This is a genomic window from Phycicoccus elongatus Lp2, assembly GCF_000367525.1.
Taxonomy (GTDB): Bacteria; Actinomycetota; Actinomycetes; order Actinomycetales; family Dermatophilaceae; genus Phycicoccus_A; species Phycicoccus_A elongatus.
On the sequence record NZ_HF570956.1, the window covers coordinates 3,155,919 to 3,174,691 of the forward strand.

At 68.5% G+C, this 18,773-nt stretch carries 22 protein-coding genes; 14 read left to right on the forward strand and 8 right to left on the reverse strand.

The window, feature by feature from the left end; genetic code table 11:
• Positions 1-8: 8 nt before the first annotated feature.
• Together BN10_RS15265 and BN10_RS15270 are read left to right on the forward strand one after the other, a co-directional pair.
• On the forward strand, positions 9-1,052 hold the full coding sequence (locus BN10_RS15265) for an ABC transporter ATP-binding protein (RefSeq protein ID WP_051369750.1): 1,044 nt from the start codon (positions 9-11) through the stop codon (positions 1,050-1,052).
• A complete protein-coding gene (locus BN10_RS15270) occupies positions 1,045-2,247 on the forward strand; it encodes an ABC transporter ATP-binding protein (RefSeq protein ID WP_010852136.1) in 1,203 nt (400 codons plus the stop codon). The genes BN10_RS15265 and BN10_RS15270 overlap by 8 nt, the downstream gene beginning before the upstream one ends.
• A gap of 94 nt (positions 2,248-2,341) precedes the next feature.
• Here the strand turns inward: BN10_RS15270 and rsgA are convergent, their stop codons facing one another.
• From rsgA to BN10_RS15285, 3 genes are read right to left on the reverse strand one after another with little or no spacing between them, the layout of a single operon-like run.
• The gene (rsgA, locus tag BN10_RS15275) at positions 2,342-3,361 is read right to left on the reverse strand and encodes a ribosome small subunit-dependent GTPase A (protein WP_010852137.1); all 1,020 of its coding nucleotides are present in this window, start codon (positions 3,359-3,361) and stop codon (positions 2,342-2,344) included.
• Entirely contained in the window at positions 3,358-4,650 is a 1,293-nt protein-coding gene (aroA, locus tag BN10_RS15280) for a 3-phosphoshikimate 1-carboxyvinyltransferase (protein ID WP_010852138.1), read from the reverse strand. The genes rsgA and aroA overlap by 4 nt, the downstream gene beginning before the upstream one ends.
• A complete protein-coding gene (locus BN10_RS15285; protein ID WP_010852139.1) occupies positions 4,637-5,176 on the reverse strand; it encodes a DoxX family protein in 540 nt (179 codons plus the stop codon). Before BN10_RS15285 ends, aroA begins: the two co-directional genes overlap by 14 nt.
• 82 nt (positions 5,177-5,258) lie before the next feature.
• On the opposite strand from BN10_RS15285, the gene BN10_RS15290 reads away from it, so the two are divergent.
• From BN10_RS15290 to rsrA, 4 genes are all read left to right on the forward strand, one after another.
• Positions 5,259-6,110, forward strand: coding sequence for an SOS response-associated peptidase (locus BN10_RS15290; protein ID WP_010852140.1), 852 nt, complete (start codon positions 5,259-5,261; stop codon positions 6,108-6,110).
• Positions 6,103-6,726, forward strand: a complete 624-nt coding sequence (locus BN10_RS15295) for an alpha/beta hydrolase family protein (RefSeq protein ID WP_010852141.1) — start codon at positions 6,103-6,105, stop codon at positions 6,724-6,726. The genes BN10_RS15290 and BN10_RS15295 overlap by 8 nt, the downstream gene beginning before the upstream one ends.
• Before the next feature lie 119 nt (positions 6,727-6,845).
• A complete protein-coding gene (locus BN10_RS15300; RefSeq protein WP_040752065.1) occupies positions 6,846-7,493 on the forward strand; it encodes a sigma-70 family RNA polymerase sigma factor in 648 nt (215 codons plus the stop codon).
• Positions 7,490-7,756 (forward strand): mycothiol system anti-sigma-R factor, encoded by a 267-nt coding sequence (gene rsrA / locus BN10_RS15305; protein ID WP_040752067.1) that lies wholly within the window; start codon positions 7,490-7,492, stop codon positions 7,754-7,756. Before BN10_RS15300 ends, rsrA begins: the two co-directional genes overlap by 4 nt.
• 62 nt (positions 7,757-7,818) lie before the next feature.
• On the opposite strand, the gene BN10_RS18325 is transcribed toward rsrA, so the two are convergent.
• Positions 7,819-7,893, reverse strand: coding sequence for a 50S ribosomal protein bL37 (locus BN10_RS18325; protein ID WP_009775747.1), 75 nt, complete (start codon positions 7,891-7,893; stop codon positions 7,819-7,821).
• A gap of 128 nt (positions 7,894-8,021) precedes the next feature.
• Between BN10_RS18325 and BN10_RS15315 the strand changes: the two genes are divergently transcribed.
• Genes BN10_RS15315 through manA form a run of 4 tightly spaced genes read left to right on the forward strand, consistent with a single transcriptional unit; the run spans position 8,022 to position 11,979 of the window.
• Positions 8,022-8,195 (forward strand): hypothetical protein, encoded by a 174-nt coding sequence (locus tag BN10_RS15315; protein WP_156917263.1) that lies wholly within the window; start codon positions 8,022-8,024, stop codon positions 8,193-8,195.
• 33 nt (positions 8,196-8,228) lie between these two features.
• A complete protein-coding gene (locus BN10_RS15320) occupies positions 8,229-9,446 on the forward strand; it encodes an HD domain-containing protein (protein WP_010852145.1) in 1,218 nt (405 codons plus the stop codon).
• 23 nt (positions 9,447-9,469) lie between these two features.
• Complete coding sequence (locus BN10_RS15325; RefSeq protein WP_233354385.1) at positions 9,470-10,768, forward strand: HD-GYP domain-containing protein; 1,299 nt, start codon at positions 9,470-9,472, stop codon at positions 10,766-10,768.
• Between the two features lie 50 nt (positions 10,769-10,818).
• Positions 10,819-11,979 carry a mannose-6-phosphate isomerase, class I gene (manA, locus tag BN10_RS15330; protein ID WP_010852147.1) on the forward strand — a complete coding sequence of 387 codons (1,161 nt, stop codon included), beginning with the start codon at positions 10,819-10,821 and terminating at the stop codon, positions 11,977-11,979.
• 75 nt (positions 11,980-12,054) lie between these two features.
• On the opposite strand, the gene sodN is transcribed toward manA, so the two are convergent.
• The gene (sodN, locus tag BN10_RS15335) at positions 12,055-12,462 is read right to left on the reverse strand and encodes a superoxide dismutase, Ni (protein ID WP_010852148.1); all 408 of its coding nucleotides are present in this window, start codon (positions 12,460-12,462) and stop codon (positions 12,055-12,057) included.
• Positions 12,463-12,513: 51 nt separating this feature from the next.
• Positions 12,514-12,846 carry a S24 family peptidase gene (locus tag BN10_RS18330; RefSeq protein ID WP_040752071.1) on the reverse strand — a complete coding sequence of 111 codons (333 nt, stop codon included), beginning with the start codon at positions 12,844-12,846 and terminating at the stop codon, positions 12,514-12,516.
• A 170-nt stretch (positions 12,847-13,016) separates the two neighbouring features.
• Here BN10_RS18330 and BN10_RS15345 point away from each other — a divergent pair, with 170 nt between their 5' ends.
• The gene (locus BN10_RS15345; protein WP_010852150.1) at positions 13,017-14,174 is read left to right on the forward strand and encodes an NAD(P)-dependent malic enzyme; all 1,158 of its coding nucleotides are present in this window, start codon (positions 13,017-13,019) and stop codon (positions 14,172-14,174) included.
• 30 nt (positions 14,175-14,204) lie between these two features.
• Here the strand turns inward: BN10_RS15345 and BN10_RS15350 are convergent, their stop codons facing one another.
• Both BN10_RS15350 and rfbA read right to left on the reverse strand, forming a co-directional pair.
• Complete coding sequence (locus tag BN10_RS15350; protein WP_010852151.1) at positions 14,205-14,807, reverse strand: dTDP-4-dehydrorhamnose 3,5-epimerase family protein; 603 nt, start codon at positions 14,805-14,807, stop codon at positions 14,205-14,207.
• Entirely contained in the window at positions 14,807-15,679 is an 873-nt protein-coding gene (rfbA, locus tag BN10_RS15355) for a glucose-1-phosphate thymidylyltransferase RfbA (protein WP_010852152.1), read from the reverse strand. Before rfbA ends, BN10_RS15350 begins: the two co-directional genes overlap by 1 nt.
• A gap of 65 nt (positions 15,680-15,744) precedes the next feature.
• On the opposite strand from rfbA, the gene rfbB reads away from it, so the two are divergent.
• The 3 genes from rfbB to BN10_RS15370 all read left to right on the forward strand — a co-directional run bounded on the left by rfbB (position 15,745) and on the right by BN10_RS15370 (position 18,737).
• Positions 15,745-16,785, forward strand: coding sequence for a dTDP-glucose 4,6-dehydratase (rfbB, locus tag BN10_RS15360; protein ID WP_010852153.1), 1,041 nt, complete (start codon positions 15,745-15,747; stop codon positions 16,783-16,785).
• A complete protein-coding gene (rfbD, locus tag BN10_RS15365) occupies positions 16,785-17,648 on the forward strand; it encodes a dTDP-4-dehydrorhamnose reductase (protein ID WP_010852154.1) in 864 nt (287 codons plus the stop codon). The genes rfbB and rfbD overlap by 1 nt, the downstream gene beginning before the upstream one ends.
• A gap of 117 nt (positions 17,649-17,765) precedes the next feature.
• Complete coding sequence (locus BN10_RS15370; RefSeq protein WP_010852155.1) at positions 17,766-18,737, forward strand: zinc-binding dehydrogenase; 972 nt, start codon at positions 17,766-17,768, stop codon at positions 18,735-18,737.
• Positions 18,738-18,773 lie beyond the last annotated feature (36 nt).

Genomic DNA, 18,773 nt, shown 5'->3' on the forward strand with positions numbered 1-18,773 from the left:
GCGAAACGATGACGACCACCACCACTCGGGCGGCCAAGAAGGCGGTCCCTGAATCCCGTTATGTCCCGGAGGACGGCCTGCTCCTCGACGTCGAGGACCTGCACGTCGAGTTCCACACTGCGGACGGCATCGCCAAGGCCATCAACGGTGTCTCCTTCCAGCTCCGGCAGGGAGAGACCTTGGCGATCCTGGGCGAGTCCGGCTCGGGTAAATCGGTGACCGCCCAGGCGATCATGGGCATTCTGGACATGCCGCCTGCGGTCATCCCGGAGGGCAAGATCCGCTACTGCGGCCAGGACCTGCTCACGATGGACCCGGAGGTCCGGCGCAAGACGCGTGGGCCGGAGATCTCGATGATCTTCCAGGACGCCCTGTCCTCGCTGAACCCGGTCTTCCCCGTGGGTTGGCAGATTGCCGAGATGTTCCGCCAGCACCGCGAGCTGAACAAGTCCGATGCGATGAACGAAGCGGTCCGCCTCATGGAGCGCGTGCAGATCCCTGCCGCCCGCGAGCGCGTCAAGGCCTACCCGCACCAGTTCTCCGGTGGGATGCGTCAGCGCATCATGATCGCTATGGCGATCGCCCTCGACCCGGCCGTGCTCATCGCCGACGAACCGACGACGGCCCTCGATGTCACGGTGCAGGCCCAGATCATGGCGCTCCTGGAGGAACTCCAGGAGGAGCGCAAGATGGGCCTGATCCTGATCACGCACGACCTCGGCGTGGTCGCCGACGTCGCGGATCGGATCGCGGTGATGTATGCCGGGCGGCTGGTGGAGACCGCAGACATCCTTCCGCTCTACGCCAGCCCCGCTCACCCGTACACGCGGGGCCTGCTCGAGTCCATCCCGCGGCTGGACCAGAAGGGCCAGACCCTGGCCGCCATCGGTGGCCTGCCACCGAACCTCATGCGCATCCCGCAGGGTTGTGCGTTCAACCCCCGCTGCCGGATGGCCCAGGACATCTGTCGTCAGGATCGGCCCGAACTGCGGGAGATCGTGTCGGGCCGGTTCTCCGCCTGCCACTTCGCCGAGGAGGTCATCGATGCCTGAGGTCATTCTCGAGGCGAAGGACTTGGTCAAGCACTACCCGATCAAGACGGGCATCATGCGCCGCACCACCGGGCACGTGAAGGCCGTCGACGGTGTCTCGTTCGAGTTGCACAAGGGCGAGACCCTCGGCATCGTCGGCGAGTCCGGTTGTGGGAAGTCGACCTTGGGACGACTGATCATGCGCCTGGAGGAACCCACCGCTGGCGAGGTGGTCTTCGAGGGGCTGGAGATGCAGAAGGCGTCCACCGGCGACATGCGCAAGCTGCGCCGCGACATCCAGATCGTCTTCCAGGACCCCTACACCTCGCTCAACCCGCGGATGACGGTCGGCGACATCATCGGGGAGCCCTTCGAGATCCACAGCGAAGTCGTCCCCAAGGGTGGGCGTCGGCAGCGGGTGCAGGAGTTGCTCGACCTCGTCGGTCTCAATCCCGAGCACATCAATCGCTATCCCCACCAGTTCTCCGGTGGCCAACGCCAGCGCATCGGCATCGCCCGAGGCATTGCGCTCAACCCCAAGGTTCTCGTCTGTGACGAGCCCGTCTCCGCCCTCGACGTGTCGGTGCAGGCCCAGGTGGTCAACCTAATGGAGAAGCTGCAGGACGAACTCGGACTGGCCTACATCTTCATCGCTCACGACCTGTCCGTCGTAAGGCACATCTCGGACCGGGTCGGGGTCATGTACCTCGGCAAGATGGCTGAGTTGGGAACCGAGGACGAGGTCTACGAACACCCGACCCATCCCTATACGCAGGCCCTGCTCTCCGCGGTGCCCGTCCCCGATCCCACTCTGCGTGGCAAGCGCGAGCAGATCGTGCTCGTCGGGGATGTGCCGTCGCCGGCGAACCCACCCAAGGGCTGCCGCTTCCACACCCGCTGCTGGAAGGCCCAGGAGAAGTGCAAGGTGGAGGAGCCGCAGCTCATCGACCGTCCCGACGGCCAGGGAGCGCATCGCTCCGCCTGTCACTTCGCCGAGTTGCGGACCATTGTCGAGACCGTCGACGTCACCCAGGTCGAGCCCGATGACCGTTTCGCCGGCACCGACGTGCGCGACCCGAGTGATGCCGAAGCAGCCGCCGACGTGCCCGCGCCCGAGTCCGTGAACGAGCACGTTGCGCAGGATCGGAACCTGCCGGGCGACGCCACGACCATGGTCCAGAACGACGAGGGCGCCCCAGACCGTCGCGAGATCTGACGTCCCGGTCGAGATCTCTCGGGGTCGAGCTTCCGCCGCATCGCGTCATGCGGTCGAACGCCTCGACCCCGGGAGTTTCTCGTGCAGCCAGCGGTCAGTCCGAGGACTGTGGGTTGCGTGCCCGGAGCAGGCGACGCAGGGACTCCAGGCGCGAGAGGCCGGACGGTCCGGCTCCGCCGCGGGCGACGAAGTCGTCGAGCGCGCACTCCGCCTCATCATGGGAGCACCCGCGCGGACATCCATCAGTGCCGGCCTCGAGGTCGGGGAAGTGAACGATGATGCGCTCGGGGTCGACATGGGCCAGACCGAAGGACCGCACACCAGGGGTGTCGATGACCCAACCGCCGGGGTCTGGCAGTTCGAGCGCGACAGCGGATGTCGAGGTGTGTCGTCCCCTGCCGGTGACATCGTTGACCTGACCGGTGGCCCGATCAGCCTCTGGCACAAGGGCATTGACCAAGGTGGACTTCCCGACCCCTGAGTGCCCGACCAGCACGCTGACCCGACCCGCCAGGGCCGCGCGCAGATCATCGAGACCCTGGCCGAAGTCTGTCGTGGTCGTCACCAGGTGGGGGACCCCGAGCGGTGCGTAGGTGGCGAGGAAGTCCTGGGGCGCGGCCAGGTCGGCCTTGGTCAGCAGCAACAGGGGATCCATGCCGGCGTCATAGGCCGCCACGAGGCAACGGTCCACCATGCGCGGTCGGGGCTCGGGGTCGGCGAGCGCCGTGACGATCACGAGTTGGTCGGCATTGGCGACGATGACGCGCTCGACCGGGTCGGTGTCGTCGGCGGTCCGGCGCAGGACAGTGGCGCGATCCTGGATGCGCACTATGCGGGCCAAACTGCCTTCGGCGCCGCTGGTGTCGCCGACCAGGTCGACCCGATCACCGACGACGATGCTCGTCCGCGTCAGTTCCCGGGCCCGCATGGCGGTCACCGGACGCTCGTCACGACCCTCACCGACCAACACGCGGTAGCGGCCGCGGTCGACCCCGACCACAAAGGCACTCACCGCATCCAGGTGCGCGGGACGGTCCTTGGTCCGGGGCCGGCTGCCGCGCCGATTGGGACGGATCCTGACATCCGATTCGTCGTAGTCGCGCCCAGGGGTCATGCGGGTGCCGGCCGCTCACCGGCCACCATGGCACTCCAGAGCTGCACGAAATCAGGCATCGTCTTGCCCACCGTGTCCGGATCTTCGACGACGACTCCTGGTGTCACCAGCCCGACCAGAGCGCCGGCCATGACCATCCGGTGGTCGGCGTAGGTGTGGAACGTGCCGCCGTGCAAAGGCCGGGGCGTGATCCGCAACCCGTCGGAGAGCTCTTCCACGCCTGCGCCCAGGCCGGTCAGCTCCGTCCTCAGGGCGGCCAGTCGATCCGTCTCGTGGCCGCGAATGTGCGCCACTCCGCGGATGAGTGAGGGGCCGTCTGCCAGCGCACACAGGGCAGCCACCACCGGGGTCAACTCACTCGCGTCGTGAAGGTCCACGTCAATGCCGCTGGGGCGTCCGGAGCCGCTCACTGTCAGGCCCGCGCGGTCCAGGTGCACCGTGGCGCCCATCTCGTCGAGGATGTCGCGCAGAGCGTCACCCGCCTGGGTGGTCCTCACCGGCCATCCCGGTACGTGCACCCGGCCGCCCGTGACGACGGCGGCGGCCAGGAATTGAGCGGCATTGGAGAGGTCGGGTTCCACGGTGACGTCCAGGGCGTTCACCTCGCTGGGCTCCACCCGCCAGGTGAGCGACTGGCTGTCGTCGACGTCGACACCCGCGTCGCGCAGGGCTTCCACGGTCATCTCGATGTGCGGCAGGCTCGGGACCTGCTGGCCCGCGTGCCGCACCGTGATGCCGCGCTCGTAGCGAGCCGCGGAGAGCAACAGACCCGACACGAACTGACTGGATGTCGAGGCGTCAATCGTGACCGTTCCGCCGGGGACGGCCCCCCGACCAGCGATCGTGAAGGGGAGGGCGGGGGACCCGGTGTCCTCGACACTCACCCCCACAGCACGCAGGGCGGTCAGGATCGGCGCCATCGGCCGCCGCCGGGCGTGGGCATCGCCGTCGAAGTGCACCTCGCCGAGAGCCAGTCCGGCCAGGGGTGGGACAAACCGCATGACATTGCCGGCGAGTCCGCAGTCGATGCTGGCGGGACCCGTCAGGTCACCGGGGGTGATCAGCCAATCGGTGCCGTCGACTTCGGTGATGTCTACGCCCAGCGCTTGCAGGGCCCCCACCATCAGGCGCGTGTCGCGTGATCGAAGGGGGCGTCGCAGTCGGGAGACGTCACGACCGAGAGCCGCGAGGACGAGGTAACGGTTGGTGAGGGACTTCGATCCGGGAAGGACGACGGTGGCGTCGATCGGCCCCTCGGCGACCGGCGCCGCCCACTCAGCTGAGGGCATTCTGGGCCTGGGCGGTTCGGAGCCGAGCTTCCTGGGCCGCGGCGTGGGTCAGGTGGCGGGCCTCACGTCTGGTGGTCCTGAGGGAACGCTGCACGCCCTGCCCCATGAGGCGCGCTCGGTAGGTGAGACCCGGCTTGCCCTCGGTGTCGACGGCAGCGAGGAGCAGCCCACCGAGCAGCCCGACGTTCTTGAGGAACTGCACCTTCTGCTGCTCGCGCCGCGCAGGGTCGGTCTCGGACCAGAAGGGGTGCCCGGCGATCGTGGTCGGGACGAGCGAGCCGGCCAGCAGGGTGGACGCGACGCGAGGCACCCGCCCGGTGGCGAGCAGCGCGCCTCCGGCGAGCATCGCCGCGCCATTGGCCCGGACCAGGGTCGCCTGGTCTGCCGGCAGCGGCACGACCGAGCCGACGGCATCGAGCAGAGGAGCCGCCGTGGCCACCTTGGCGGCCGGCCGGCGCAGTTGCGACAGGCCCCCGACCACGAACATGGCGGCGAGCATGGGTCGGGCGATCCGGCGGACGAGCATCGTGTCTCCTCTTTGTCGTGGCCCTCCTACCGTAGTTGCTCGATGCCATCGGGAGCGGTTCGGCGTCATTACCCTTGGCCTCATGTGTGGTCGGTATGCCGCGAGCGCGAACGTCGGTGAGCTCATCGAGGAGTTCGATGTCGAGGAGGACCGCACCGGCGAGCCCACTCGAACCCTGCTGGTGTCGAGCCAGGATCCCCCTGCCGGCACCCCTGACCACAACATGGCCCCCACGAAGCAGGCACCTGTCGTCCTGACCCGCCCTGCCCGCGGTGGCAGTGAGGTCTCCGCAGATCCGACCCGGCAACTGCGACTGCTCACGTGGGGCCTGGTGCCGAGCTGGTCCAAGGACACCTCTGGCGCCACGCGGATGATCAACGCGCGTGCGGAGTCCGTCGCGACCAAACCAGCCTTCGCCAAGGCCGTCGCCAGCCGACGGGCACTCGTGCCGGCGGAGGGTTGGTACGAATGGCAGGTTTCGCCGACCGCCGTGGACGCCAAGGGCAAGCCTCGCAAACAGCCCTTCTTCATCCACCGAGCCGATGGCGACCTGCTCGCCATGGGCGGCATCTACGAGTTCTGGCGCGACCCGAACGTGGCGGAGCCCGACGATCCCGCGGCCTGGCTGGTCAGCTTCGCCGTGGTGACCCACGCTGCGGAGGAAGGCCTGGACCGGATCCACGATCGTCAGCCGCTCGTGCTGGAGAAGGCCGATTGGGAACGCTGGCTGGACCCGGACCTGACCTCGACCGCCGCCATCGGCGACCTCTTGGCGCCCGGCCCCGCTGGACGCTTCGCGGCATACCCCATCGGTCGGGCCGTCGGGTCGAACCGGGCCAATGGCCCAGGCCTTCTCCTCCCTGCGTCGCGGGCGGACCTGGTCGGGGTGGTCGACCCCATGACCGGCGAGATCATCGGTGGCCCCGATGCGTGAACGCGTCGAGCTGATTCAGACCACGATGGGACCCGGGCGCGTCACCGTGTGCGGTGACGGTGATTCACTCCTTGCCATCGGACACGGCGCAGGTGGCCAGTCCTGGTCCAAGGACATCTTGGCCAGCCGCGACGCCGCCCTCGAGCGCGGGTGGGTCGTGGCCCTGGTCGACCAGCCGTGGCGGGTCGCAGGGCGCAAGGTGGCCGACCGGCCGCCGGTGCTCGACGACGCGTGGGTGCCCATCGTGGAGTCGCTGCGGACCACGAACGGCGCGCGACGCCTCGTGGTCGCCGGCCGCAGTGCAGGGGCACGGGTGGCCTGCCGGACCAGCAGCCGGCTCGGCGCGGATGCGGTGCTCTGCCTGGCCTTCCCGCTCCACCTGCCGGGGCGGCCGGCGGCGTCCCGGATCGACGAGTTGCGGCTGCCCATCGACGCGGGGCTTCCGGTGAGAGTCGTGCAGGGGGAGCGGGACCCCTTCGGTGGGCCGGACGAGGTCAGGGCAGGGATCACCGATCCGTCGGTGGTCGTGGCGGTGCCCGGCACCCACTCGATCTCGGCGACGGCCCGGGTCCGTGAGGTCGTCAGCACGTGGCTGGCGTCCCTGCCCGGGGAATGACGAGGCGTCCACGCGGTGTTGGACAACTCGTTCCCTCGGCACCGAAAGGTCGACTCGTGCTTCTCCTGCCCACTCCCGCCCCCACGGACACGCTGCGTCCGGGGATAGGCTGGACCGCGATGACTGCACCCATTGACCAACAGACCGATGTCGCCGACGTGTCCGACGATGCCTCGGTCGATGTCTCGACCGAGACCGAGCCCGAGCGGCGTGCCCGCTTCGAGCGCGAAGCGATCCCTCTGCTCGACCAGCTCTACTCGGCCGCGTTGCGCACGACGCGCAATCCCGCGGATGCCGAGGACCTTGTGCAGGAGACCTTTGCCAAGGCGTATGCCGCGTTCCACCAGTACCGTCCGGGAACCAACCTCAAGGCCTGGATGTACCGGATCCTCACGAACACCTACATCAACAGCTATCGCAAGAAGCAGCGCGAGCCCAAACAGTCGGACGCGGCCGAGGTCGAGGACTATCAGATTGCGCGTGCCGAGTCGCACACCTCTTCCGGCCTGAAGTCGGCCGAGGTGGAGGCACTCGAGCACCTGCCGGACAGCGAGGTCAAGCGCGCCCTCCAGGAGTTGCCCGAGGAGTTCCGCCTCGCGGTGTACTTCGCCGACGTCGAGGGTTTCGCCTACAAGGAGATCGCCGAGATCATGGGCACGCCGATCGGCACGGTGATGTCGCGTCTGCATCGGGGTCGTCGCCAATTGCGTGCGTTGCTCGCGGAGTATGCCGCGGATCGCGGCTTCCGGACGGAGGAGGAGTCGTGAGCACCCAGCACCCCGGTCACGCCGACTGTTCCGAGGTCCTGCACCGGATCTTCGAGTACCTTGACGGCGAACTCGACCCGGGTGACGTTGCCCGCGTGGCGGCCCACCTTCAGGATTGCGCACCGTGTTTGGCTGAACACGATCTCGAGCGGACCCTCAAGGCCGTGGTGCGTCGGTCCTGCGCAGAGGAAGCCGCGCCGGCCACGCTGCGGCTCTCGATCATGCAGCAGATCACGACGGTTCGGATCGAGCGCCAAGGCTGACCCCACGCACGAGAGGGGCGGAACCCGATGCGGTTCCGCCCCTCTCGCACGTCTCGCAGCGCTCAGGCGTTGGGCTTGCGGCCGTGGTTGGCCTTGTTGCCCTTGCGCGAGCGGCGCTTGCGGGCTCGCTTGCTCATGACACAGTCCTTGTCCTTGGGTGACACACACACGTGCTGCCAATTGTCGCACATGGGTCTGCATGAGAGGATTCTGAGAACCCGGGTGCACGCGTCGTGCAACCCCCAGCGGGAAAGCGGTGCCGATCATGCGCAAGCCCAGGTTCTTGGTGGTCTCGATCGCCCTTGCCTTCGCCTCACTCTTGGGTGGGCAGGCAGCCCAAGCCGACAGTGGTGGCCAGACGGCGGTGGCGCGGCTCCAGACCACGATCGCGGATACTGCGCCGTCGATGGCCGTCACCCAGTGGTTCTGGCGGCCCTGAACCCGACCCTGAAGTCGGTTCCGTGCTTCCCCGGTGAGTGACGAGGAGCCCTCTCCCACGCCGATTCCGGTGTCGGTGCGCCTGTTCATCTCTGGGGCCGTGATCGCGACCGCGTCCCTCTTCGCGGTGGTACTGAGGGATGGTTCCGTGCCCGGTCCGGCCGCCCTCGCGGCGTTTCTGGCGCTCGCGGTGCCCGTGTGGTGGATCGGGGAGACACGGATCTCCGGGGCAGTGACGATCTCGCTCATCAGTGTGCTGCTGCTGGGTGCGGCCGTGGTGCTGGGGCCCTTGGGCGCGGGCCTGCTGGGGTTGGGTTTTGGGCTGCTGACCCGAGGGGGTATGCCGGCGTGGGCTCGGGTCTTCAACGGAGCCCTGGGTGCCGCCAGCGGCTTGGTGGGTGGCTTGGCCTACCTCGCGGCCGGCGGGTCCACACAGCCGGCGACGCTGCACGGCGCGGCGAGCCTGGCCACCGAGTTGGGGTTTCCACTTCTCGCCGCGGACGTCTGCCAGGCCCTCGTCAACGCCGTCCTGATCGCCGGGATCATGAGGGTGTCGCAGGGCGTCCCCTTGCGCCTGATGGCAGCGCGTCTGTTGGAGTCCGGCCCGGTCTATGTCGCCTACGGCATCCTCGCCTTCCTGCTCATCGTCCTGTGGTTCCCCGCGGGGGTCGGCCCGGCGAGTTCACTGCTCATCCTTCTTCCGCTCGTGGCGGCCCACTGGACCTATGTTCAGTACGCAGCACAGGAACAAGCACGCGAGCAGTCCCTCGACCTGCTGGTGGGTGCACTCGAACTCAAGGTTCCTGCCCTGCGGGGGCACAGCAGCCGGGTCGCGGACCTGGCCGCCAGGGCCGCCGAACACCTGGGCATGGGCCCGGCGGAGGTGCTCGATGTCCGGCGGGCCGCAATGCTCCACGACCTGGGTCATTTGCGCCACTCGTCGGGCGACGGCCCTCGGCACGCGCAACGCGCCGAGGACGCAGCGCGGCTGGTCGGCGGACTGTCGTTCCTGGCCGGGGCCTGCGAGGTCCTGCGGTCACTGGCCCGACCGGTGGGTGGCCGGTCCCGATCGGCCCAACTCGTCAGCGGTGCCTCCGCCCTCGACCGAAGTCAGGTCGTGGAGCCCGATGACCGCAGCGCCGCTGCGGTCGTCATCGACCTGCGCAACGCCGGGCTGGTGTCGGCAGAGGTGGAGGATGCGCTGGTGTGGGCCATTTCCCGCACCGCCGGCGGACCCGGGGGACACCCGTGACGCGGGCTCGGCATCCGATCGTGATGGTCGGCCTGTGTGCGCTGATGGTCGGCGAGGCCGTCTGGTCGATGCGCAACGATCTGATCCCGACGGTGTCGCACCACGCCGTGGTCGTGTTGTCCGCCGTCGTCATGGTGCTGGTCGGCGAACTGGTCAGGGTGCACATGCCCAGTGGTCGGGTTCTGGCACCCATCAGCTCGGCCGTGGGTTTCACCTTGGTGTCGTTGGGCGCGGTCCAGGGGTCGGCGTCGTTCGACGTGCGCCCGGGTGTGGTCATCCTCTGCTACGCCACCGGGCAGGTGCTGGCCGCCGTACTACGTCGGGAGGTGGACACTACCGGTGGGGCGGCGGCTCGCCTCCTCTCGGTGGGGATTCTCGTTCACCTGATCCGGGGGGTCGACGTCGCGGGCCGAACCCTGTGGGAGTGGCAACTGGTCAGCTCGACGCCCCGCTGGGTCGTGGCGGCGGCCCTCGTGTGCGGCGCGTCGACCGCCCTCGTGATCGAGCGATTGTTGACCGCCATGCACCGGGCGCACACCCTCCGGACCAGCACGGCGACGGCCCTGCGTGACGAGTTCGAGGAGGCACCCACGGTCACCTTTGCAGGGGCCGCCCCAGGCCCGATCGCCACCCTGATCGCTCCGGTGGCGGGTGTTCTGGCCCTGCCGCTGGCCTTGATTCCCCTGGTCATCACGATGATCTCTGTTCGGCGCTACGCGGAGGTCTGGCGGACTCTGCGCCAGACGATCCAGACCTTGTCCCGGCTGACCGAGGCCGGGGGATACACCCCACCGGACCACGCCCACCGGACCGCACAGTTGGGCCGGGCCATGGCACAGCGGATGGGCCTTGGGGAGCGCGAGGTCACCGCCTTGGAGTACGCCGCGCTCCTCCACGACCTCGGGCAGGTCGTTCTCGCCGATCCCATCCCGGGAGGGGCCACCGTGCTGGCCGCGCCCGCCGATCAACGAATGATCGCGAGCACCGGAGCGACGATCATTCGGCACGGACCGGACTTCGCCGCGGTGGCAGACCTCGTCGAGGCCCAAGCGGTGCAGTATCGCTCGATCCTCGAGCACGAGGCGCGAGCGCCGCTGGCCTCTCGAATCCTGCGGGTCGCGAACGCCTTCGACGACCTCACCGGGGGGATCCAGGAGCCAGCCACGGTTTCGAGGGCACTGGAGCGGATCCACCTGGGCCTGGGCTATGACTACGACCCCGAGATCGTGGCCGTCCTCGAGGCGACCGTCGCACACGGCCCGATCCCACTCCCGGACGGTGGCCCCAGGGGGCTGGGCGGGTCGAGACGATCGACCGATTGAGCCGGCCGGGCTGCAGGTAGGCTTGGCGCCGCCCAATGACGAGGAGAACCGTGCACAGACTCATCCCGGTGGTGTTCAACGACGACTGGGGTTCTCACGTCTCCATCGCGAGTGTCACCGGTCGCCGCATACCCACGGAACAACCGGAGTCCGAGCTGTGGATGGGTGCGCACGAGGCCGGACCAGCAGGGCTGGTCGATGGCCCCCATGCCACCTTGCTCGACCTCGTCGCCGCAGATCCGTCGGGGACCCTGGGTGAGCTCGCCGACGAGTTCGGTGGTCGGCTGCCCTTCCTGCTCAAGGTCCTCGCGCCGGGCAAGGCGATCTCCATCCAGGTGCATCCGACTCAGGAGCAGGCGGTCGAGCAACGGCAGCTCTCCGGGGATGCGGTCTATGTCGATGACTGGGCCAAGCCCGAGTTGCTCCTCGCGCTGGCCCCCTTCGAGGTCTTCGTCGGGCTGCGGGAGTTCGAGGAATCGGTGGCGCTCATCGACCGGCTCGCCCTGGCAGACCTCGTCGGTCTGGCTGCAGACGCCCGCCATGCCGGCGACCCCGTCCATGCCCTCCTCACAGCCATCCTGTCGACCCCGCCCGGCGAGGTGGCCGATCTCGCCCGCCGGGTCGTCGCGAGTTGCGTGCGCGTCTCGGCAACCGACGACGAGTTCGGCGAAGCCACCGCGGCCATCGTCGGCATCGCCGAGGACCACCCCGATGACATCGGCCTGGCAGTCCTGCTGCTCATGCGCCACCGGGTGCTCCACCCCGGTGAATTCATCGACGTGGCCGCCGGGGTGCTGCACTCCTATGTGCGGGGCCTGGGCATCGAGGTGCTGGCGAACTCCGACAATGTCGTGCGAGCCGGCCTCACGGCCAAGCCGGTCAACGTGCCGGAGCTGCTCCGCATCGTGGACACCTCGGCGGACGGGGTGGCCGGTCGGCCGCGCCGCCTGAGCGACGGGGTCGAGATCTTCGATTCGGCCTCCGACCGCTTCCGTCTCTTCCGGGTGGACGCGTCCGCCGATCCGATCGCCCTTCCGGGCGGGGGTCCGAGGATCGCGTTTTGCCTGCGCGGCAGAGTCGAGTTGGTGGGACCGACCGGTGAGGTGGCCGTGCTCGGCGACGCCGAGTCGCTCTTCCTTCCCGCGTCGACCGCTGCGATCACGGCCACTGGCGACGGCGAACTCTACGTGGTCGCCACGCCCGCGGACTGACCACGCGCGCCGCTCGGGAGCGGGACACGCGAAGGGCCACCCCAATTCGGGGTGGCCCTTCGCTCGTGCCCGGTCTCAGGCCTTCTTGGTCTCGGCGAAGATCTCGGCGACGCGGTCGATCTTGGCGAGCAGCTCGTCGGCGACGGACTCGTCGAAGCTGCCCTTGGTGCCGGACGCACCGGCGAGCTTGGTCGCCTCGTTGATGAGGGAGTGCAGCTCGGGGAACTTCTCGAAGTGCGGCGGCTTGAAGTAGTCGGTCCACAGCACCCAGAGGTGGTGCTTGACCAACTCGGAGCGCTGCTCCTTGATGATGGCGGCGCGGACGCGGAAGTCGGGGTCGTCGCTGTCGGCGACCTTCTTGTCGATGGCCTTGATCGACTCGGCCTCAATGCGGGCCTGGGCGGGGTCGTAGACACCGCAGGGCAGGTCACAGTGGGCGCTGACCTCGATGATGCGCAGGGAGCGGAGGGCGGTGGCGAACATGGGACTCCTCACTGTCCGGAAACGGTCAATCCCAAACCTACCCCTGCTCCCTCACCGTCGGGTCACTGAGGTCCTCCGGAGTGGGGGCAGCCGGCCGATCACGACGGCCCGGACTGCGCTGGCCTCCACGGCGCCGACGTCGAAGGAGGTGACGCCCTCGGCGGGATTGTCCGAGTCGATCCACCAGCCTCCATCGCTCTCGCGGTGGGCCAACCGCTTCACCGACAGTGGCCGCGGCCTACCGTGGCCATCGGGGGGGAGTCGCACCACGGCCACGTCGCCGGCCCGAGGGGCGCGCCGCCGATCGATGACCAGGAGGTCGCCGTCGCGCAACGTTGGCAGCATCGAGCGACCGGTCACCCGGACCAGACCCCACCGCACCATCACCCCCGAATGCTCCCACCGACGTCACCGGGATCACATGGGCAGGCACGAGGCGCTGTGAGAGGATGACGCGATTGCGCGGACATCCACCGCTGCGCCGCCTCGAGGGTCCGCCACCGCGGGCCGCCATGAGCCGCGGCATACCAGTGAGAACCCAGGAGAGCCCCGCTATGTCCGCCGCGCCCCACGACCGCCCGTTCGACCCCGAGAGTGCTGTCTTCCGGGCTCACGAGGGCGGCAAGTTGGGGGTACACGCGACACAGCCATTGAGAGATCGGGCTGACCTGGCTCTGCTCTACACCCCCGGCGTCGCCGAGGTCTCCCTCGCCATCGCCGCCGATCCGTCGCTCTCCACGACCTACACCGCCAAGGCCAACACGGTCGCGGTCATCTCCGACGGCACGGCCGTGCTCGGCCTGGGAGACATCGGCCCACTGGGCGCCATGCCCGTGATGGAGGGCAAGGCTGTGCTGTTCAAGCACTTCGGCGGTGTGGATTCCATCCCGATCGTCCTCGAAAGCGGGTCGGTCGAGGACCTGGTCGAGACGATCGCGCGCATGGCACCGTCCTTCGGTGGGATCAACCTGGAGGACATCTCGGCCCCTCGTTGCTTCGAGATCGAGGAGCAACTCAAGGAGCGGCTGGACATTCCGGTCTTCCACGACGACCAACACGGCACGGCCATCGTCGTCCTCGCGGGACTAATCAACGGGTGTCGCGTGCTCGAACGGTCCTTGCCCGAGCAGCGGGTCGTCGTCGCCGGCGCCGGGGCCGCCGGTGTGGCAGTCACCAAACTGCTTCAGCGGGCTGGCGTCCGGGACATCGTCGTGTGTGACAGTCGGGGCATCCTGGTGCCGTCGCGCGTCGACCTCACCGATCACAAGCGTGCGCTCGCCGCGTCGACGAATCCGCGAGGGGTGCACGGTGGCCTTGGTGAGGCACTCGAGGGGGCCGACGTCTATGTCGGTGTTTCGGGTGGGCAGGTCCCGGAAGAAGACATTGCCCGAATGTCCGATGGCGGCATGATCTTCGCGCTGGCGAATCCCACCCCGGAGGTGCACCCCGACCTGGCTCACCGGTATGCGGCCATCGTCGCCACCGGGCGTTCGGACTTCCCGAATCAGATCAACAACGTGCTGGCGTTCCCGGGCATCTTCCGGGGTGCGCTCGACAGCGGCGCCCGACAGATCACGGAGGCGATGAAACTCGCTGCGGCACGGGCGATCGCGGACTTGGTCGTCGAGCCGACCAGGGACGAGATCGTGCCCTCGGTGTTTCAGGAAGGTGTGGCCGCTGCCGTGGCGGCGGCCGTTGCCGGGCTCGCCTGAAACGCAGAAGTTGGTTGGGTCCGAGGAGTGTCAGCTCGAGGCGAGCTCCGCGGCATACGACTGGCATTGCTCCCACGTCGGGAGGAGGCCGGTGTCGAGCGCCTCGGCGAGTGAGGGTGCCTTCGAATCCTTCTCGGAGAGAAGGGGTTCGATGCCCTCGGGAAGGGTGAGTCCGATCGTCGGGTCCAGCGGATGTATGCCGTGCTCGCCGGTCGGGTTGTAGGTCGCGGTCACGAGGTACATCGCCGTTGTGTCGTCCTCGACCGCGCAGAAGGCATGCCCCATGCCTTCGGGCAGATAAACGGCCCTGCGGTCGACCGTGTCGAGGAGCACCGACTCCCACTGGCCGAAGGTCGGGGAACCGACCCGGATGTCGATGATGTAGTCGACGAGGGCGCCGGAGAGGCAGGTGATGTATTTCGCCTGACTCGGCGGGACGTCGGCGAAATGGATGCCGCGTACGGTGCCGCGCGCGGAGACCGAAACGTTGGTCTGGACGATGTCCGGTCGGTGCCCGAGCTGCTCGGCGAGCTTGTCGCCGCGGAAGGACTCGAGGAAGACGCCGCGCCCGTCCGGGAACTGGCGCGGGGTGATGACGTAGGCACCGGCGATCGACAGGGGGGTGATCTCCATCAGGGCTTGCCTCGCTCCAGCTGGGCGTGGATGTAGGCGCCGTATCCCGACTTGGCGAGGGCGTCACCCAGAGAACGGAATTGATCGTCGTCAATCCAGCCTGCGCGCCAGGCGATCTCCTCGACGCAGCCGATCTTGTAACCCTGGCGGGCTTCGACGACATGGACGAACTGGCTGGCGTCCATGAGTCCCTCGAACGTCCCGGTATCGAACCAGGCCGTGCCGCGGGGAAGGACGGTCACGGTGAGTTCCCCGCGCTGGAGGTAGGCGTCGTTGATGCCGGTGATCTCGAGTTCTCCGCGGGCGCTGGGCTTGAGGTTGCGGGCGATCTCGACGACCTCGTTGTCGTAGAAGTAGAGGCCGGGCACCGCGAAGTCAGACTTGGGCTCGCTGGGCTTCTCCTCGATCGACAGCACGCGCCCGGTGTCGTCGAACTCGACGACGCCATAGGCCGTCGGGTTGCTCACGTGGTAGGCGAAGACGTGGCCTCCGGAGATGTTGGCCAGGCCACGCAGCGAGGTCCCCAGGTGACTGCCGTAGAAGATGTTGTCGCCGAGGACGAGGGCGACCGAGTCGTCGCCGATGAAGTCGGCGCCGATGATGAACGCCTGGGCCAGGCCGTCGGGGGAGGGCTGCACGGCATACGTGATCTCGATCCCCCACTCCGAACCGTCGCCGAGGAGACGCTGGAACTGCTCCTGATCCGCCGGGGTCGTGATGATCAGGATCTCCTTGATGTCGGCCATCATCAGGACCGAGAGCGGGTAGTAGATCATCGGCTTGTCGTAGATCGGCATGAGCTGCTTGCTGATGCCCTTGGTGATCGGGTGCAGGCGCGTGCCCGACCCGCCGGCGAGGATGATTCCCTTCATGGCACCGGAGCCTATCGACCGCGAGCGAGGCGGCTCCACCGGCGCGCGTCGGTAGGCTGCGCAGCATGCAGATCCTCGTCACCGGCGGCGCCGGGTTCATCGGTAGCAACTTCGTCCACCTGACCCTCGCCCAGCGCCCGGACGCGCAGATCACCGTCCTGGATGCACTGACCTACGCGGGCACCAAGGCCTCGCTCGATGGCGTGCTGGACAAGATCACCTTCGTCGAGGGCGACATTGCCGACGCCGAGCTCGTCGACCGGCTCGTGGGAGAGGCCGACTTGGTCGTGCACTTTGCCGCCGAGTCGCACAACGACAACTCGTTGGCCAACCCGTGGCCCTTCGTGCAGACCAACCTGATCGGCACCTACACGCTCTTGGAGGCGGTCCGCAAGCACAACGTGCGCTACCACCACGTCTCCACCGACGAGGTGTATGGCGACCTTGAGCTCGACGATCCCGAGCGTTTCAGCGAGTCCACTCCTTACAATCCGTCCTCCCCCTACTCCTCGACCAAGGCTGGTTCGGACCTGCTCGTGCGCGCCTGGGTCCGGTCCTTCGGCGTGCAGGCGACGATCTCGAACTGCTCCAACAACTACGGCCCGCGCCAGCACGTGGAGAAGTTCATCCCGCGCCAGATCACCAACGTCATCGACGGGGTGCGGCCCAAGCTCTACGGTGCCGGCCTCAACGTGCGCGACTGGATCCACGTCGACGACCACAACACCGGCGTCTGGGCGATCATCGACCGCGGTCAGATCGGGGAGACCTACCTCATCGGTGCCGACGGCGAGGTCAACAATGTGACCGTCGTCCGTGACATCCTCGAGCTGATGGGCAAGTCCGCGGGCGACTTCGACCATGTCACCGATCGTGCGGGTCACGACCTGCGCTATGCCATCGACTCGACGCGGTTGCGCACCGAGCTCGGCTGGGAGCCCCAGTACCGTGACTTCCGCTCCGGGCTGCAGGCGACGATCGACTGGTACAAGGACAACGAGGCGTGGTGGCGGCCGATGAAGGCCGAGACCGAGGCCAAGTACGCCAGCACGCAGCAGGTGGTCCAGGCTCCCGTCGGCGACGCGGCTGAAGGCGAGTCGCACTGATGCGCTGGTTCGTCGCCGGCGCCAACGGCATGCTCGGCCAGGACCTCTGCGAGGTCCTCGAGGCCGCCGGTCACGACGTGACCCGCCGCGACCTGCCCGAACTCGACATCCTCGACGCGGCCCAGTGCCTCGAGCAGGTCGCCGGGCACGACGTCGTCGCCAACTGCGCGGCCCACACCGCGGTCGACAAGGCCGAGGAGGAGGAGGGCCTCGCCTTCGCGATCAACGCCGTCGGCGCCGCCAACCTCGCCCGCGCCGCTGCCGCGACCGGCGCCTCCATGGTGCAGATCTCGACCGACTACGTCTTTGCCGGCGACGCCGATTCCCCGTATGCCGCGGACGCACCGCCCGCTCCCGTCTCCGCCTATGGCCGCACCAAGGTCGCGGGCGAGTGGGCGGTGCGCGCCGAGTGCCCGCAGTCGTGGATCGTCCGGACCGCGTGGCTCTACGGTGCCGCAGGCCCGACCGGCTTCCCCAAGGCGATGAAGCGCCTGGCCGCGGCCCGCGACTCACTCACCGTGGTCAGCGACCAGGTCGGCCAGCCGACGTGGACCCGCGACCTCGCCGAGGCCGTCGTGCGCCTCGTCGACCAGGGGGCGCCCTTCGGCGTCTGGCACGGCACCGGCTCGGGCCAGTGCTCGTGGTTCGACTTCGCCCGGGCGACCTTCGAGGAGCTCGGCCTCGACCCCGAGCGGGTCCAGCCGATCACCAGCGCCGAGTATGCCGCGATGTATCCCGCGGCCGCCGCGCGCCCGGCATACTCCGTCCTTTCCCACGACAAGTGGGCCGCGGCCGGGATTGCCCCCTTGCCCGACTGGCGTGACGGCTTGCGTCGTGCCGCCCCGACGGTCCTGGCCGACTGAGGCGCAGACCGGGAATCTCTCCATTTCTCGACCCAGTTCGTCGTTGGCGAAGTGTGCAAGCGGTCTCGCACGCCCGATGCGCCGAAACCGGATGGGAAATGTGGGTAGTGTCGATGCATGCTCGCTGCCTATGCCGCCCGCCAGTCCGCCGACGATCCGTTGTCCGGGCTGGAGGTTGGTGAGATCGACGCACCGTCCACGCCCGAGGGGTGGGTGACGGTCGATGTCCGGGCCGCCGCCCTCAACCATCACGATGTCTGGTCGTTGCGTGGGGTCGGCCTGCCTGCCGACCGGCTGCTGCCGATGATCCTCGGGTGTGACGCGGCCGGCACCGACCCCGAGGGCAACGAGGTGTTGGTCCACTCGGTGATCGCCTCCCCCGGATGGGCCGGAGACGAGACCCTCGACCCGCGTCGTTCACTGCTGTCAGAGGTCCACCCCGGCACCTTGGCCGAGCAGGTGCGCGTGCCCGCCCGCAACTTGGTCCCCAAGCCCGCCGAGTTGTCCTGGGAGCAAGCGGCGTGCCTGCCGACGGCGTGGCTCACGGCATACCGGATGCTCTTCACCAATGCGGGAGTGCAACCCGGCGACACGGTCTTGGTGCAAGGGGCGGCCGGTGGCGTGGCGACGGCACTGGTGCAACTCGGCAGCGCGGCGGGGCTGCGGATGTGGGTGACCAGTCGGGACGCGGCCAAGGGCGAAGCGGCGGTCGCCCTCGGCGCGCTGCACGCGTTCGACTCCGGCGCGCGCCTGCCCGAGCGGGTGGATGCCGTCATGGAGACCGTCGGAGCGGCGACCTGGTCGCACTCGGTGAACTCGCTGCGCCCCGGTGGCCGGATCGTCATCTCGGGCGCCACGAGCGGCGACGCGCCGGCGAAAGCCGAACTCACCAAGATCTTCTTCAAGCAGCTGCAGGTCATCGGGTCCACCATGGGCACCCGTGACGAGCTCGAACGGTTGACGAAATTCGTTGTTGCCCAAAGCATCCAGCCCAAGATCGACCGGGTGCTGCCGCTGGCCGAGGCCCGCGAAGGCTTCGCGGCGATGGCCGCGGGTCAGGTCGACGGCAAGGTCGTCTTCACCACCTGACGGCCACGTCGAGCGGCGGGGGGGGGGGGGGGGGGG

What these genes read in the sequence shown, in the direction of transcription:
- BN10_RS15265 (WP_051369750.1), top strand. Translation starts at nt 9, where the DNA reads ATGACGACCACCACCACTCGGGCGGCCAAGAAGGCGGTCCCTGAATCC.
- BN10_RS15270 (WP_010852136.1), top strand. Translation starts at nt 1,045, where the DNA reads ATGCCTGAGGTCATTCTCGAGGCGAAGGACTTGGTCAAGCACTACCCG.
- rsgA (WP_010852137.1), bottom strand. Translation starts at nt 3,361, where the DNA reads ATGACCCCTGGGCGCGACTACGACGAATCGGATGTCAGGATCCGTCCC.
- aroA (WP_010852138.1), bottom strand. Translation starts at nt 4,650, where the DNA reads ATGCCCTCAGCTGAGTGGGCGGCGCCGGTCGCCGAGGGGCCGATCGAC.
- BN10_RS15285 (WP_010852139.1), bottom strand. Translation starts at nt 5,176, where the DNA reads ATGCTCGTCCGCCGGATCGCCCGACCCATGCTCGCCGCCATGTTCGTG.
- BN10_RS15290 (WP_010852140.1), top strand. Translation starts at nt 5,259, where the DNA reads ATGTGTGGTCGGTATGCCGCGAGCGCGAACGTCGGTGAGCTCATCGAG.
- BN10_RS15295 (WP_010852141.1), top strand. Translation starts at nt 6,103, where the DNA reads ATGCGTGAACGCGTCGAGCTGATTCAGACCACGATGGGACCCGGGCGC.
- BN10_RS15300 (WP_040752065.1), top strand. Translation starts at nt 6,846, where the DNA reads ATGACTGCACCCATTGACCAACAGACCGATGTCGCCGACGTGTCCGAC.
- BN10_RS15315 (WP_156917263.1), top strand. Translation starts at nt 8,022, where the DNA reads ATGCGCAAGCCCAGGTTCTTGGTGGTCTCGATCGCCCTTGCCTTCGCC.
- BN10_RS15325 (WP_233354385.1), top strand. Translation starts at nt 9,470, where the DNA reads ATGGTCGGCCTGTGTGCGCTGATGGTCGGCGAGGCCGTCTGGTCGATG.
- sodN (WP_010852148.1), bottom strand. Translation starts at nt 12,462, where the DNA reads ATGTTCGCCACCGCCCTCCGCTCCCTGCGCATCATCGAGGTCAGCGCC.
- BN10_RS18330 (WP_040752071.1), bottom strand. Translation starts at nt 12,846, where the DNA reads ATGGTGCGGTGGGGTCTGGTCCGGGTGACCGGTCGCTCGATGCTGCCA.
- BN10_RS15345 (WP_010852150.1), top strand. Translation starts at nt 13,017, where the DNA reads ATGTCCGCCGCGCCCCACGACCGCCCGTTCGACCCCGAGAGTGCTGTC.
- BN10_RS15350 (WP_010852151.1), bottom strand. Translation starts at nt 14,807, where the DNA reads ATGGAGATCACCCCCCTGTCGATCGCCGGTGCCTACGTCATCACCCCG.
- rfbA (WP_010852152.1), bottom strand. Translation starts at nt 15,679, where the DNA reads ATGAAGGGAATCATCCTCGCCGGCGGGTCGGGCACGCGCCTGCACCCG.
- rfbB (WP_010852153.1), top strand. Translation starts at nt 15,745, where the DNA reads ATGCAGATCCTCGTCACCGGCGGCGCCGGGTTCATCGGTAGCAACTTC.
- rfbD (WP_010852154.1), top strand. Translation starts at nt 16,785, where the DNA reads ATGCGCTGGTTCGTCGCCGGCGCCAACGGCATGCTCGGCCAGGACCTC.
- BN10_RS15370 (WP_010852155.1), top strand. Translation starts at nt 17,766, where the DNA reads ATGCTCGCTGCCTATGCCGCCCGCCAGTCCGCCGACGATCCGTTGTCC.